The sequence below is a fragment of the Acetobacterium fimetarium genome (genome assembly GCF_014284475.1).
Classification (GTDB): Bacteria; Bacillota; Clostridia; order Eubacteriales; family Eubacteriaceae; genus Acetobacterium; species Acetobacterium fimetarium.
Map to the genome: position 1 here is coordinate 1 of NZ_WJBC01000027.1, position 13,934 is coordinate 13,934.

Annotated in this window: 9 protein-coding genes; all 9 read right to left on the reverse strand. The window is 42.5% G+C overall.

Annotated elements, in window-relative coordinates; all coding sequences use genetic code 11:
* Nucleotides 1-466: 466 nt before the first annotated feature.
* The 9 genes from GH808_RS13310 to GH808_RS13350 all read right to left on the reverse strand — a co-directional run bounded on the left by GH808_RS13310 (nucleotide 467) and on the right by GH808_RS13350 (nucleotide 13,876).
* The gene (locus GH808_RS13310; protein WP_186843284.1) at nucleotides 467-2,629 is read right to left on the reverse strand and encodes a DUF262 domain-containing protein; all 2,163 of its coding nucleotides are present in this window, start codon (nucleotides 2,627-2,629) and stop codon (nucleotides 467-469) included.
* A complete protein-coding gene (locus tag GH808_RS13315; protein ID WP_186843285.1) occupies nucleotides 2,622-4,370 on the reverse strand; it encodes a DUF262 domain-containing protein in 1,749 nt (582 codons plus the stop codon). The genes GH808_RS13310 and GH808_RS13315 overlap by 8 nt, the downstream gene beginning before the upstream one ends.
* A gap of 166 nt (nucleotides 4,371-4,536) precedes the next feature.
* Nucleotides 4,537-5,085: a DUF6155 family protein gene (locus GH808_RS13320; RefSeq protein ID WP_186843286.1), complete on the reverse strand. Its 549-nt coding sequence runs from the start codon at nucleotides 5,083-5,085 to the stop codon at nucleotides 4,537-4,539.
* A gap of 108 nt (nucleotides 5,086-5,193) precedes the next feature.
* Nucleotides 5,194-5,751, reverse strand: a complete 558-nt coding sequence (locus GH808_RS13325; protein WP_186843287.1) for a 3'-5' exonuclease family protein — start codon at nucleotides 5,749-5,751, stop codon at nucleotides 5,194-5,196.
* 229 nt (nucleotides 5,752-5,980) lie between these two features.
* A complete protein-coding gene (locus GH808_RS13330; protein ID WP_186843288.1) occupies nucleotides 5,981-7,582 on the reverse strand; it encodes a type I restriction-modification system subunit M in 1,602 nt (533 codons plus the stop codon).
* Between the two features lie 201 nt (nucleotides 7,583-7,783).
* On the reverse strand, nucleotides 7,784-8,974 hold the full coding sequence (locus tag GH808_RS15460; protein WP_186843289.1) for a restriction endonuclease subunit S: 1,191 nt from the start codon (nucleotides 8,972-8,974) through the stop codon (nucleotides 7,784-7,786).
* Nucleotides 8,964-9,830 carry a BRO-N domain-containing protein gene (locus GH808_RS13340; RefSeq protein ID WP_186843290.1) on the reverse strand — a complete coding sequence of 289 codons (867 nt, stop codon included), beginning with the start codon at nucleotides 9,828-9,830 and terminating at the stop codon, nucleotides 8,964-8,966. Before GH808_RS13340 ends, GH808_RS15460 begins: the two co-directional genes overlap by 11 nt.
* A gap of 268 nt (nucleotides 9,831-10,098) precedes the next feature.
* Nucleotides 10,099-13,305 carry a type I restriction endonuclease subunit R gene (locus tag GH808_RS13345; RefSeq protein ID WP_186843291.1) on the reverse strand — a complete coding sequence of 1,069 codons (3,207 nt, stop codon included), beginning with the start codon at nucleotides 13,303-13,305 and terminating at the stop codon, nucleotides 10,099-10,101.
* Nucleotides 13,298-13,876, reverse strand: a complete 579-nt coding sequence (locus tag GH808_RS13350; RefSeq protein WP_186843292.1) for a restriction endonuclease subunit S — start codon at nucleotides 13,874-13,876, stop codon at nucleotides 13,298-13,300. Before GH808_RS13350 ends, GH808_RS13345 begins: the two co-directional genes overlap by 8 nt.
* Nucleotides 13,877-13,934 lie beyond the last annotated feature (58 nt).

Genomic DNA, 13,934 nt, shown 5'->3' on the forward strand with positions numbered 1-13,934 from the left:
GATTTTATGTCGCCCGATGATTTTGAAAAACTATTTGCAAAAATGAACAAATCGGATTTGCAATTAGCTGGTTAAGATGAGGATAAACTTCTCATTTTAATTTGTACTAAATCTTGACAGAAGACCAATTTGCTCGTTCTCGGGAATACGTCAACTATATATGCTTTTTTTTAATATTAAAACTATATCTCGAGTGTTCAATATGGATGTTTTCTCATATACTTAGTGCTAAAAGCACCTGTTTAAATGTCTTACGCGTATTTTCGAATTTTCTCGTACAAGGAAACACGTCTACACCGTTTTTTTATATTTTACTCGCTAAAGGAAATACATCCACTATTTTAGGTGGAAGTGGTCTGTTTAGGATCTACCTTGTTAAGTTCTGCCGTACCTATAAGAATGATTCTTTTAGCCTTAACCACAGGTCTACGTAATGCTAATAGGCATGTTAACATTCCATAATTGCTCAAACGATTTTAGTAGTTAAATAATCAACTGCCAGCATAATGCAATCCTGCCCCGCACTACACGGCAAAACTTCAGATATGTCTTCGCTATTAATACTCCATCCACCGTCATTTGTTATTTCAGCTGTTATATTATTTGGCAAATGAAGAATATTTTTAACATCCCCTGAGACTTTATATGGCACACCCAATTTGTTTGCAAGTGCTTTGCAGAAAGGATTATATGGAGAATTCCAGTTTTTATCCGTCACCAAACACAAGTAGCCCGTTCCACCGTAGTACTCAGGAATCATACAACAACAATATTCATCCGAAACGAAAAATTCTGGATACTTCACAATATAATCGAACCACTCAGTAAATTTAACTGAATTAATTCTCTTATGTAATAGTTCTTCCATTTCAGCTACAATGTCTTCAAAAGGCATTGTAGAAAGATCAGCTATTAAAGCCTTTAATGGCGCTTGCCATTTCTTTGTATCACCTGGTGCGGCAGTAAACATGAAATCACCATTTTCACTCTTATTAAACCACATGCGGTGTTTTCTGTAAGTCTTACTATTCTCCTCACCAAATACCATTGGCCACAAATAGCCAACACGCAGTAAAAGCATTTCATCTGGAGAATAACTTTGAAGAAGTTGCATGAAAACTCTTTTATTCATCACAACTTGAACTAGTTTATCAGCGGTAATCATGATTTTATCAGATTCTATAAAATTATGTATAAGACCACACATTTCAGGTATTTGCTCTAACTTCAGAATTTCAGAAGCACCATGTTTCGATATATATATTGCCTTAATTTTTTCATTTGAAAGTCCAGAAACACCTGATATACTTTGTACTGTTTGGAGTGCTTTAGGAACATCCCCTCCACAAGTGTTCATGTGTAAAAGTAGATTTTCAATCCCATTAGTGAACGATTGATATGATACCCCATCGATTGCGGTATTAAAAATCATATCGCGCTTGTTAATCTCTCTTTGATATGCGATTAGGTTGTCCAGCACTCTCATAAACGGCACAAAATTGCCCATTGCTCCAAACTTCACATTAAAACTAATGACCGAAAAAAGTTTTGCATATTTCCAAAATTCTAAGTTGTTACCTGTTACTAACGCTTTAAAAAACTCTTTACAATTAGTAAACTCACTAGAGTTGATTAGTTTTCCTAAACCATCAAGAGATGCACACAAAAATTCGAAATAATTTGGAGTTTGAAATACCGTGATAGTATTCCTATATTGAAGTCTATCATTATCCTCCGAAATGCTTTTTGATACAAACACAGATTTTTTTTGCCATGAGTGGAATGTTTCGCCTATGAAAAGAATATACCTAAATAATCCGTTCTCGGCATTATTGGGAGCGTCAACTCCAAAATACTGCCAAAATAGCTCTAGCCAATCGTTGTCTATCTTTTCCTTCCATTCATGAACTTGATCCGCATTACCTGATTCTGTAATAGCCGTTTCAAACTCTGCTTTGAACACCTCAAAACGAGTTAGCGACTTTCCACGCGCGTTCATTTTTATGAACAAATCATCAGCAAAACCAAAGTTATCTATAGGAAGCCACCAAAATTTAACAGGCGACTCATCTTTAAATAATCTTTCATGATATTCAAGAGCGCTTTCTGTGCCAAATTTTACGTGGATTTCATCCAGCATATTTAGCATTCCGTTGATAGTCGGGTCGTTTTCAAACACTCCGCCATGATACCACAAGGCATTCTTTATGCTCAAAGACGGATTTTTTGTTGACAAATCTATGCTATGGGTAGCCAAGGATTCACAGAATTCTTTTGCAGAATCTCTGACCATATAAGTAAACTTACTTAAAAGAGCAGAATCTAATTTTCCGGCTGCAACTGAAACATAATAATGCAATAAAAATAGAGTTGTTAACCTCTGTTGACCATCAGTAGGAATAAAATTGCGTTCACTTATAGAGCCATAGATACAATCAAGTGTCAATGGTTCATTCATTTCCAACGCATTTCTTAGGCTTAGCACAAAATCATTTCTTATTTCTGTAGCTTGGGTATCTATGCGACCTTGTGCATAATCTCGCTGGATTACAGGAATGCTGATATTATCCATTTCATCGAGTTGAAGTAACTGGACAAAAGATAAAAGCTGACCAATATTCCTATTCATTGTTCTCACCCGCTCCCCAAAATTCATTTAACTCGAATTCAATACTTTTAAAATACGCTTCACTGTCTTGCTTTGACCAAATATCTAAGTTACCTCGATATACCGAACTATTATTAGATGATGAATACACTTTTTGAAATACATTCACGGTTGATTGCGGAATGCTATTTTTCCCAAGTCGCGACATGGAAATTATCTTGCCACGCTTTTCATAAAAAGGTGCGTTACTTAGACTGCTATTATCATCTTTTCCAAGTAGCGCGAGGTTTGAAATGCTATGAATGTTCGAGATATTATAATGCTCAATTAAATCACCAATTTTACTAAATAGTAATTTAAAAGTATCCTCGACTACTTTGTTTTCTGTTATATATGCCTTTATTTCATCTTCCAATGAATTTAGCTTATCTCTATAATCTACATCATCCGTTTGTCTTCGTGCCGCCTCGATTACATTTGAATCTAGATATTTTTGAAGCCATAAAATGCGCTCATTAGGTTTTATGATTTCGCTTCTTTGAGCGAAAATGTGTTCCAAGCTCCACCCGCCGCTTGGTTTAAAATCAAATCGCTTTCCTAGCTTATTTGCTGTAACGATTGAAAACAGGACTAAAACATCCTGCATCTGCTGCTTTTCTTTGGATTCCGTAAAAGAGAGTTCTTCAATGTTAAATGATGAAACTGTCCTTTTTATCTCATTCTTTAACCACGCCAAAAATTCAGAGTGAGATATTTTCTTATAGAGATTAATGATTTCGATGAGTTTCTCTAATCCACGAGCTTTATATCTCACAAGATAGCCTATATAGTTACAATATTCAGGATCAACATACCAATCTTGAAATATTCTAAAATACTCCCGAAGCACAGCAAACGTGTTCTCAGCATTTATTTTTGAACTATCTATATCCCCTATTAGCAAGCCTTCAAAATAATTGAATATTTCACCGGTATGTTCAGGTAGTTTGTTTGTCTTGTTTTTTGTACACCATTCAAGTGAGAGTATGTAATCAGCACGAGTTGGAACAAAAATCTTATCCTCAGATATAAATTCCCAAAAGGCTTTATTTTCAAGAGTGTGTGCCATTTCATCCCAAACGCTAGCACGATATAACTGCTCCCCTTTAGCATTTCCATATAGTTTTTCGTTGAGGAGCATAGCCTTAGTTATTTCTGATACAGTAAGCGGGATTTTACCAGCATTAATATTTCGAAAAATTCTACGACATTCTTCTGGAGCTATTTCAGGAGATAATTCATACCAAATCAATGTTACATAGGTTGTCAAAATGCGTTCGATTTCTGAGGTCATACGAACGCTTGGGTTGTTTTTCTGCTGTTGTATAAACCACTCCTTTATACTCTCTTTTGCCAAATCTATATGGTGCTTATCAATACTGTTAGCTTCCCCCCGCTCATATGACAGAGAAAATCGTGAATAATCATCACGAAATAAATATTCTAAAATCAACCAAATTGTTGTCAGCCGTTGCTGCCCATCAATTATCTCATAGCTCTTCTTTACTGAATCACGGCACTTGACAATTATCGGCTGTAAGCAATAGATTGCGTCTTTGGATGGAGAACTATTATAAAACTCAAGTAAATCATTTAACAATTTAGTGACTTGATCAGCCCATCTATATCCTCGTTGATACGAGGGAATGTAAAAATCATATAGTACTCCGTTCTCTCCAACACACAGTTCGTTTATGTTTTTGAGGGTTAATTGACTGCCCATTTAATTAGACCTCCTCTGGTTATCGGCCACGCTGATAAGGCTTGTAGATTCTGTTAAAAGTTTTAATGTCCCATCAATTGTCATAAAAAATCCTCCCAATTATTAGATATGTTAAAAATGATGCGGGGACGTTTCGTTCGTCATATCATCCAGACAGGTTGACCGCTTACTCTTCCCCAAACCATTCAATTTCGAACGACTTCTCCAATAGATAATCACCATATCCCCAGCCGATATGAGCGGAACTTGCGACTAAATCATTGATTCTTTCCTGGTATTTTAAATAGGTCGATTCCGTCCCTTTGATATTCAACTGCTTTACAAATTGTGCATACATACCTGTCAGACTGCTGTAAAATGGATCATCAATATCACCATAGGCATTTGTAAACTCATTTCCACACTCGACATAGTAGAGCATCAATTCGAGACTCATCTCATCATCGCCGATCTTTTTGATCTCCGTAATCAATGCCTTGGCTGATTTCAAAGCCGGCATTGTTAGGTTAAAACGGGGAAAGAAAAGATCGTGCATTTTAGTTTTGTATTTTTCTAGCAACGCGTTTTTATAGGCTTCTCCCATCAATCGCACGCACAAGATGTCTTTCACTTTTTCATCTTTTTTGTACAGATCGGCAATCATATCAGCAAGCTGTTTCTGATCAAGCTTGTTTAATTCTTTTTTTAATTCTGTTACTGTCAAAGGTTTAATCATCTGCATCTCCCCATATATTTTTTGATAAAATCAGGATGGTTATTTTGTTTTATTTACCCATGTTTTTATAATATCGGTAATTCGTTCCGATGTTTAAGCTGTTCTTACTTATATCCTCGCCAAGGCGTATTTACCCATTTCGTGGTCAAGCAACTTCATAATCGTCAACTCGTCCATCGCGTCAGTTAGAGCGTTGTGCAACTCGCAGTATTCCAGCTCCGCGCTTAACATCCGGTAGATGCTCTCCACGCCGTAGCCTCGCTTCAATCTGCCGGTGCCGTAGCATTCGGCACAATCAGGGATGCGGGAATTATGTTGTCGATACGCCGCCACCTTCATAATATCATACCAGACAAGATGTCTTAATTCTGGCAGATGACGGTAATCAAACACGGCGTTGTATGCAAACATAGCCGTGGCATCATGATCTGAAAGAAAATGCCGCAATTCGGTCATTACCTTTTCCCGTGAACACTCAAGGTCTGGTTTGATGCCGTTGGCATATAGGGCATATGTGTACATACCGCCGTGATCCTTGAAAGGCGTAAGGATATAATATCGTTTATCAACCAACTCGAAGGTCACAGAATCGGCTATGACTATCCCAACGGACATAACCGCATCATCCCAAGTGGTCTCCGTGTCAATTACGGCGAATCTGCTCATCGTTTTCTCCTTTGTTTGCAATGCTCGCAATGCTTTCCGTCAGACCCGGGGTTACAGCAACCCTTGCTGCTGCATTGGTCCGTTTTTTGTTAGACATTGGATTTACCCTCTAAGTATTTGTTGAATTTTTGTTTTTGCTTTCAAGAAATGATGCGGAATGATGCGGGGACGTTTCGTTCGTCATATCATCCAGACCGGTTGACCGCACCATCGACCTAAATTGACCGCCCTAAACGTCCACCCCTAAAAGCTTAAGCTGCTCATTGATTTCTTTTTCCAGTGCCGCAATCTCGTCATTATCCTGGGCCAGCAGCCGATTCACTTCATCCAGGTCAATCGGGGCTTCCTCTTCGAAGGTATCGACGTAGCGGGGAATATTCAGGTTAAAATCATTGGCCCGAATTTCTTCAAGCGTGGCCAGATGGGCATATTTCTCAACATCCTGACGGGCTTTGAAGGTTTCGATGATTTTGTCAATATTGTCGTCAGTCAGGATATTCTGATTTTTAGCTTTTTCAAAATCATTGCTGGCATCAATGAAGAGAATATCTCTGGTTTGGCGGTTTTTCTTTAAGACCAGAATCGTCGTCGGGATGCTGGTGCCGTAGAACAAATTAGCCGGCAGACCAATCACCGTATCGAGAACATTCTTTTCAATCAGAGTCTGGCGGATTTTTCCCTCGGCTGCGCCGCGGAACAATACCCCGTGGGGCAGGACAATCGCCATCGTGCCGGTATTGTTGAGGTGGTAAAGACTGTGCAGGATAAAGGCAAAATCAGCTTTGGAGGCCGGGGCCAGTTTGCCGTATTCGCCAAAGCGGGGATCTTTCAATTTGCTTTCGGCATTGTCCCATTTGGCCGAGTAGGGCGGATTGGCGACCACCGCATCAAAGCTCCGGGGCTGATCAATCCCTTTGGCATCCGGGCCATCCGGCCAGTCACTTTCTAAGGTGTCGGCATTGTGCAGGGTCATGTTGTTGAAGGAAACCCCATGCATCATCAGATTCATCCGGGCGAGGTTGTAGGTGGTGGTGTTTAATTCCTGGCCGTAGAATTTAATTGCCCCGGTGTGATCGCCGCCGGGTAATTCGGCCCGAACGGTCAACAGCAATGAACCGGAGCCCATGGTCGGATCGTAGAGGGTAAAAGCCGTGTCGGATACCGTCACGCCGGCCGTTACCAGCTTGGCCAGGATCTGACTGACCTGATGGGGGGTGTAGAATTCGCCACCCTTTTTCCCGGCCGAGGCGGCAAATTGCCCGATCAGGTATTCGTAGATTTCGCCCAGCACATCTTTGCCGTCGGCGCCATGATAGTCAATCGCATCAACCAGCTTGACAATATTGTTCAGCGATTTGGCCCGGGCCGTGGTGGATGCCCCCAGCCGGGAATCGCCGAGATTGATATCATTGAAGACGCCGGAAAAATCCTGGGCGGCTTCTTTATTCAACTCGGCATTGCGGTTGAAGTTGTCAAATATCGTCTGATAATCGCTGGGGATCACCTGACTATTGGCAATTTTTTCAGTCAGGGAGACCCAGGTGTCGTCCGGAGCGATGGCATAGCCCAGGCTGGCCGAGATGTCATCGAGGTATTCGGCCAGATCCTCGCCACTGGCCTGTTCTTTAAAGGCTTCGTTAACGGTTTGCCCGGCAGCGACATCAATGACGTGATTGGAGCTCAGATAGTCTTCCTGGTGTTCCGATAAATAACGGTAGAACATGAAAGCCAGGATATAGTTTTTAAATTCGCCGGCGTCCATATTGCCCCGCAGCTCGTTGGCCATGGCCCAGAGTTTGCTGGTGATCGATTGTAAATTATTGTTTGACATGGTATGATCCTTTCGTTTTGAAGTATAGTTGCTCATTGCGACAGTACCGTGAGCTTTGGGCTCAGTTTTGCACGAAACAATTTTTACACTGTACGGCGGACAGTCTAAGGACTGTTCGCCTACACGTTACAAAACTGTTTGTGAAAACTGAACCCAAAGCAATGATTGTTCGTTGTTGTACATTTGGCTAATGCCGATGTTTTAAACAAACATTTGTTGCAGCAATGCTTTTTTGCGGTCCTGGAGGTGATCCAGTTTGCGTTGGTGGAGGGTGATTGAATCGTCGAGTTGTTTGAAGAAAGCGCCGATTTGGAATTGTTCTTCAATTTTAGGCATCATAAAAAGTGCATCTCTAATATCATTTGAGTTAATAGCTTCAAAAGTTGAACCTGTACTCAATTTGTTCCAATAACCATTTTGTTTCATTTTTCCAAGTGATTGGTAAATAAATTCATTACCTTTTAGCGCTGCAACTCCACGACCTAAAACAACGTCATAGTCAGTCTTCCCGATATCTCCTACCGGAGCTCGAACACTCAAAATCAAGTCGCCTTTTTCCGCTTTTTTCGTCACCTGAGTAGTCCAAACACGAGGAAAGACTTGACCATTTCTCATATCAGCATTGCCTTGAACAAGTATGTGATCATCAGGATTATGTGTATAATTTTCAGAATTTGGTGATTGACCCATTGTAATCTGCACGACTTCCCCCAACTTCCGCATTTCCCAGGCATCCGTAAATCCCGGGAAGCGCAACTCCGGAAATAGCTCGCCATCTTTGGGGAACATTTTTTGCAGCAGCCCTTTTTTCCGGGTTTGCAAATGGGTAATCTGTCGCTGGTGGAGGGTGATCAGGTGATCGAGTTGTTTGAAAAAGGCAGTAATTCTCTCTTGTTCATGTACAGAAGGTATGCAGCACAAAACGTCAATAAACGAATCCCAATATAATCTTTTCCTGAAGTCCGTGACCCCATAAGAGAGATTATCAATCTGACCAACCGTTTCATCTCGGCGTAAGCAATAATCCATAAATGGAGGATAAAGCTGTGTACTGGGAATCGCAGTAATATATGCAGGACTTACCATACCTTCAGTCTGTACGACTCCAATCGCCCCTTGCCATGCACGCATCATGTTAAGAACAAGATCTCCAACATATACATGTTTATAAAGAGCCTTATCCTCGCTCCTACGCACTTTTTTTCCTAAAGTGTCACTGTCTAATTCTTCATTTGAAACACCATTGTGAATAGAGACGGAAAGGATCTGTAACGAATCAAAACCTCGTTCATTCCTCTGGGTGTATACTTCCCCCAGTTTCCGCTCTTCCCACTCCCCACTAAACCCCGGAAACCGTAACCCCGGCACCATCTTCTTTTTTTCATTCATCATTCTTGTCCTTATTCGCCTCAGCGGAAATAATATCTGCAATGATTTTAGTAAAATCAACAGCATTCTTTTCTGTAATAACAGGCTTACCTGTCGTGTTTTCAATTTCTTTGCGGGTATTCCCTGCGATACTTCCACCTTTTATTGCTACTTCTTTATTTTCATTAAAATTTTTAGGTTCAACAGTTTTTGATAGCTCTGTTGTTGTGGCTTCTGCTAACATATTTAGAACAAGTTCCAATGTAGACATATTATCCCTTAAATTCTGCTTAGTAAGCCCTTTAAGATTTTTGTATTGTTTTGTATTTAATCCTGCCCACGCTGTTGTTATTTCATCCGTGAGTATCGCATATTCAATTCCTTGTTTTACGCCTCTATTATCCCATTCATCAGTTAGTTCTTTTCTTACTTGGATTGCCTGCAACCTTTGGTTTATCCATTCACGTGAATATCCCTTTTTAAGATATGTCTCCAATGCCCTTTCGATCGTAAGTTCAGGATCGATGGTTTCGTCGATCCTTTCACTACCCACACGAGCTAACCACATTTTAAATGGCTCTGCTTTAGGTGACGGAATTGATTGGATAATACGCAAAAGTTGTTCAGTATCAGCAACATCTGTCATTCGCATTTTTCCGTCTGCCGCTTTCATTTTCAAAGCGTTACAATTTGTAACGCTTTCATTTCCTTCATCTTTTAAACGTTTTTTCATCACACGCCAATAAGTTTGAGGATTTTTACTATCTGTTAATACTGCGATAACATCTACTATCGAAAGATACCAAATTTCTTCTATTTCATCCCATACAGTACGGATTTTTTTATTTTCAAACAATTGAATTTTATTTTTATCATTCATAACAGCTCACCTCCAGAATATGGTTTTATTCATGATACAATCGCTTATCCGTTTTAAGCCTTGGGCAATCGCCTTTCGACCGGTTTTGACCGGGCGATTTAGTTTCGACCGGTCAAAACCACAATGCAAATGACACGAGTTCCGGGCTGCTACTTCACCCTTTTTTATCCCGTTCGCCCGCCTTAAAAGTCCTTTTACGGACTTTTTTCCATGCACACCGAGTTGAGTGGTCTGTGCATTTTTTGCACCAACCACCGCTCCCCTTTTCCTAACCTTCTGTCAACTCATCGGCCAACTCATACAGGGCTTCCCGCAAGCCATTGCGATACTTGATCTTGGATAAAGCCTGGACTTTTTGATCGTGGGCCAGGGTCTGATAATCGCCGCTGGCTTTGGCAATGATGTCCCGAATCTGACCGTTATCATCGAGATCCTGCTGGCCGTAGCGGTGACGGCTGAACAGCTCCCGCATCTGGGCGCTGGTAATGACGTCAATGATGCCCCATTTAATTCTAAAATCCTGAAAATGCCGATCGAGACTGACCGCATTGGCGGCCTGAATGACGGGGTCACTCTCACTTAATCGGGCCGGGTAGGTATCAACAGTGTAATGGCCGTTAAAAATTGTTTTGGCGGCATTTTTAATCTTGCTGGCATAATTTCGGTCATCGAGACCATTGGCAAACTGATCGATTTTTGCTTTGGTGTCGACCGCCGCCTGATGCTCTTTGTCATGGATCTGGTTGAGTAATTTTTCTAACAGTTCGGTCAGATAATCATAGTCGATCTTCACATCCTTGACATGGGTCATCCGCAGTTCAATCTGATAGAAGGGCACTTTTTTATTTTTTGCGAGCTGCTGTCGCAACTCATTGCTTAACACCGTGGTCAGCATCGTTTCTTCGGCGGGTGTCATCCCCAGCGCTTCAATTAAATCATCTGGCGCATCATAATTAAAGCCGCTTTTTTCACCGTCGACGGTTTCCGGATTATATTGTTTCAGCTTGGTCATGCCAACATTATACTGTCTTAACAGTTCCAGCATTTGTTCTTTTTTCTTTTCGCTGGGCGGGACTGCCTGAAAAGCGTCGGTCAGCTCTTTTAATTGACCGACCACATCTTTGACTTCGGTAAACACCGTTTCAAACGGCTTCGCGATGATCCCGTCGTCTTCGATGGTTTTTTTACGTTCATCTTCGGACAGATTGGCCGAATCCTTATTGGCATAAATGGCCAGGGCTTTATTCATCAGTTGTTCGTTCTGGGCCGGCCAGCGATAATTGACAATCCGCCCCCAGGGTTTTTCCTGCATATCGGCGATGCGATTGGTGCGCGAATAGGCTTGAATCAAGGCGGCTCCTCTTAAGGTCCGGTCGACATAGAGGGTATTTAACTCCGGGGCATCAAAGCCCGTCAACAACTGATCCACGACAATCACCAGATCGAGAAAGTTCTGATCGGTGGCGGTGCGTTTTAAGCGACTGGTGACATCCTGGGTATAACCGGCCACATCATCCATCCCGAAGCTGGTGCCAAATTCCTGATTGTAAGCCGTTATCGCTTCGCATAAGCCCTGGTTAGTGGTCAGTTGGGACTCATTGTTGGTCGTGTTCTGGCTGAAGGTCACGGCGACTTTGAGGGTTTGTTTGCCGTTTTCCTTGTTTGTTAGATTGACCCGCTGGAACTCATGGAAATAGAGCATCGCCATCGGGGTGCTGGCTTTGCCGCCGCCGACATGGGTGGTGAAGATGGCGTTGTATTTGCCTTCATTGGAACGGTTGCGCCAGTTTTTAAAAATATCAGCCACCACTAAACGAATGTGCTCGGGATTCTCGTCATAAAAGCTGGGTTCAATGGTGTCATCAATGTCTTCTTCGATGAGATTGTCAATTTTAGTCTGAATCTGGGCATCGGTCCACTGGGGATAACGACTTTGAAAAAAGGCCGGTAAATATTCTGACTTCATTTGCGCTTCATTGATGGTCGTTTCAAAATCGACTTTAAAGCCCAGCACGTTGCGATCGGCAATCGCTTCCCGGATCGTGTAGGCATGCAGCAGCGGCCCGAAAATATCCTCGGATCGCAGGCCGGTCGTGGTTTCATCAAACATCGGTGTCCCGGTATAGCCGACCCAGGCGGATCGCTTGAAGGCCTTTTGAATCGTCGCAAATTGTTCGCCCGCAGTGCTGCGGTGAGCCTCGTCAACGATAAAGACGATGTTTTTATCGGGCGCCTTGAAGTTCTTGCGATTAACCAGAGTCCCCAGTTTTTGAACCGAGGTGACAATGATCTGATTGTTTTTGCTTTTTAATTTGCGGCTGAGATCGGTAGTGTTCTCGGTGCCCTGAACCGTTCCTGTTCGGGTGGCATCACCGACATCGCCATCCGGGTCATAGGCCTGATAATTCTCGTCGGTCTGTTTGGTCAGCGCAATCCGGTCGACCACAAAGACAACCTTATCAACCTTCGGCATCCGGCTGGCCAGCCAGGCCGTCTTGAAACTGGTGATGGTTTTACCGGAACCGGTGGTATGCCAGATGTATCCCACTTTTTTATTGCCCGCATCAAAATCAATCTGCTTGATGCCGTCAATCACCTTTTGGGTGGCATAGACCTGATAAGGGCGCATCACTTTGAGCATCTGCTTATTCTCGGTGCCATCCAAAATCATGTAATTCGTCGCCATCTGATGGGCCATCGGAATGCTCAGCATCGCATCGGCGAACTCTTTCCAGTTACGGACAATGGTATTATCTTCTTTGCGTTGCCAGTTAAAGGCAAAATCCTTATTAAACTTGTCGGCTGTGGTATTGGCCATGTACTTGACATTGTTGGGGGTAATCGCCACTAAAATCTGTAAGGTGGAGAAGATATCGCGATACTGGTTTTCATCGGCATATTGATGCATCTGGTTTAAGGCCTCATTGACATCATGGGTATCGCATTTTTCTTCAATTTGAATGATCGGCAGCCCATTGATCAGCAGGGTGGTATCAAAACGCCGCTTTTGCTTGCCGGTGATCACGGCTGGCCGTTCGATCTGATTGACCACCTGATAGACCGTATCGCCGGCGCCAATGTGCTTTTGGTCAAAAACCGTCAAAAAGGCATGACGGCCATCATCCAGATCAATCTCGATTTGGGAAACCCCGTTCAGTCCGTATAAAAATTGACCGGCTTGATAGGGGGTGTGAAGATCAGCGATAATTTTCTTGACCTGGCCAAACTCCACCGCACTGAGCGGGTGTTCGAGGGTGTTCTGATTATGCTGCTCAAGGATTTTTTTGAAATTATCCCACAGGGCAGCGGTGCTTCTGATAGTGGGTTCATATTTCCACAACTTCGTTTTCACCACATAATGGGCCGGCTTTTCGCCCACCCCGGTCGCCCCGGTGGCACCGCTTTTGTCAGGATTCGTGATCGTCCCGCTGGTGATATACTCGATTAATTTTGTTTCAAATTGATTCTCAGTCATGCTTCGTTGCCTCCTCCAGTTGGTATAAACGCATCATCGTTTCCTGCTTGGCGGCCCGGTTTTTTAAGGCTTGCACTCGCAATTGTTTAAAATATATTTCGCCCATTATTTTTTGTTTTTCAACAGGGGGCAAGGTCGGGATTGCGAGATCTTTTATTTGCTTTAGCGAATATTTTAAGACCTGCGACCCTTGCAGACCGAGCAGCAATTGTTTTTTGATGGCGCTGTTTTCGTTAAGCAAATAAACCAGAAATTGATGATCGATCTTTTCGCCGGGAATCAGCTTGACGTAGTTTTGGGTGTAGAGATAGCCTTGATGCGCTTCTCTGACCACCGCCGCAGTTCCCGCGATCAAACTGAACACCACATCACCGGGGCCGAGCGTATTGACCTGATCCCTGGTGCAAATGCATTTATTATCAGCCGCTTCGCTCGGGATGCCAACCAGGTCATCCAATAAATCCGTCTGAGTATATAAGCGATAGCTCGGTGCCTGCTCGGCCCGGCTCTCGGTAATCCTGAATTGCGGTGTGCCACTGACAAAATCGACCATCTCGTTTAGTTTACCCATCAGCTTTCATGCCTTTCTGAAATTTCTTTTAACGCTATGATGAAATCATAACAGAATC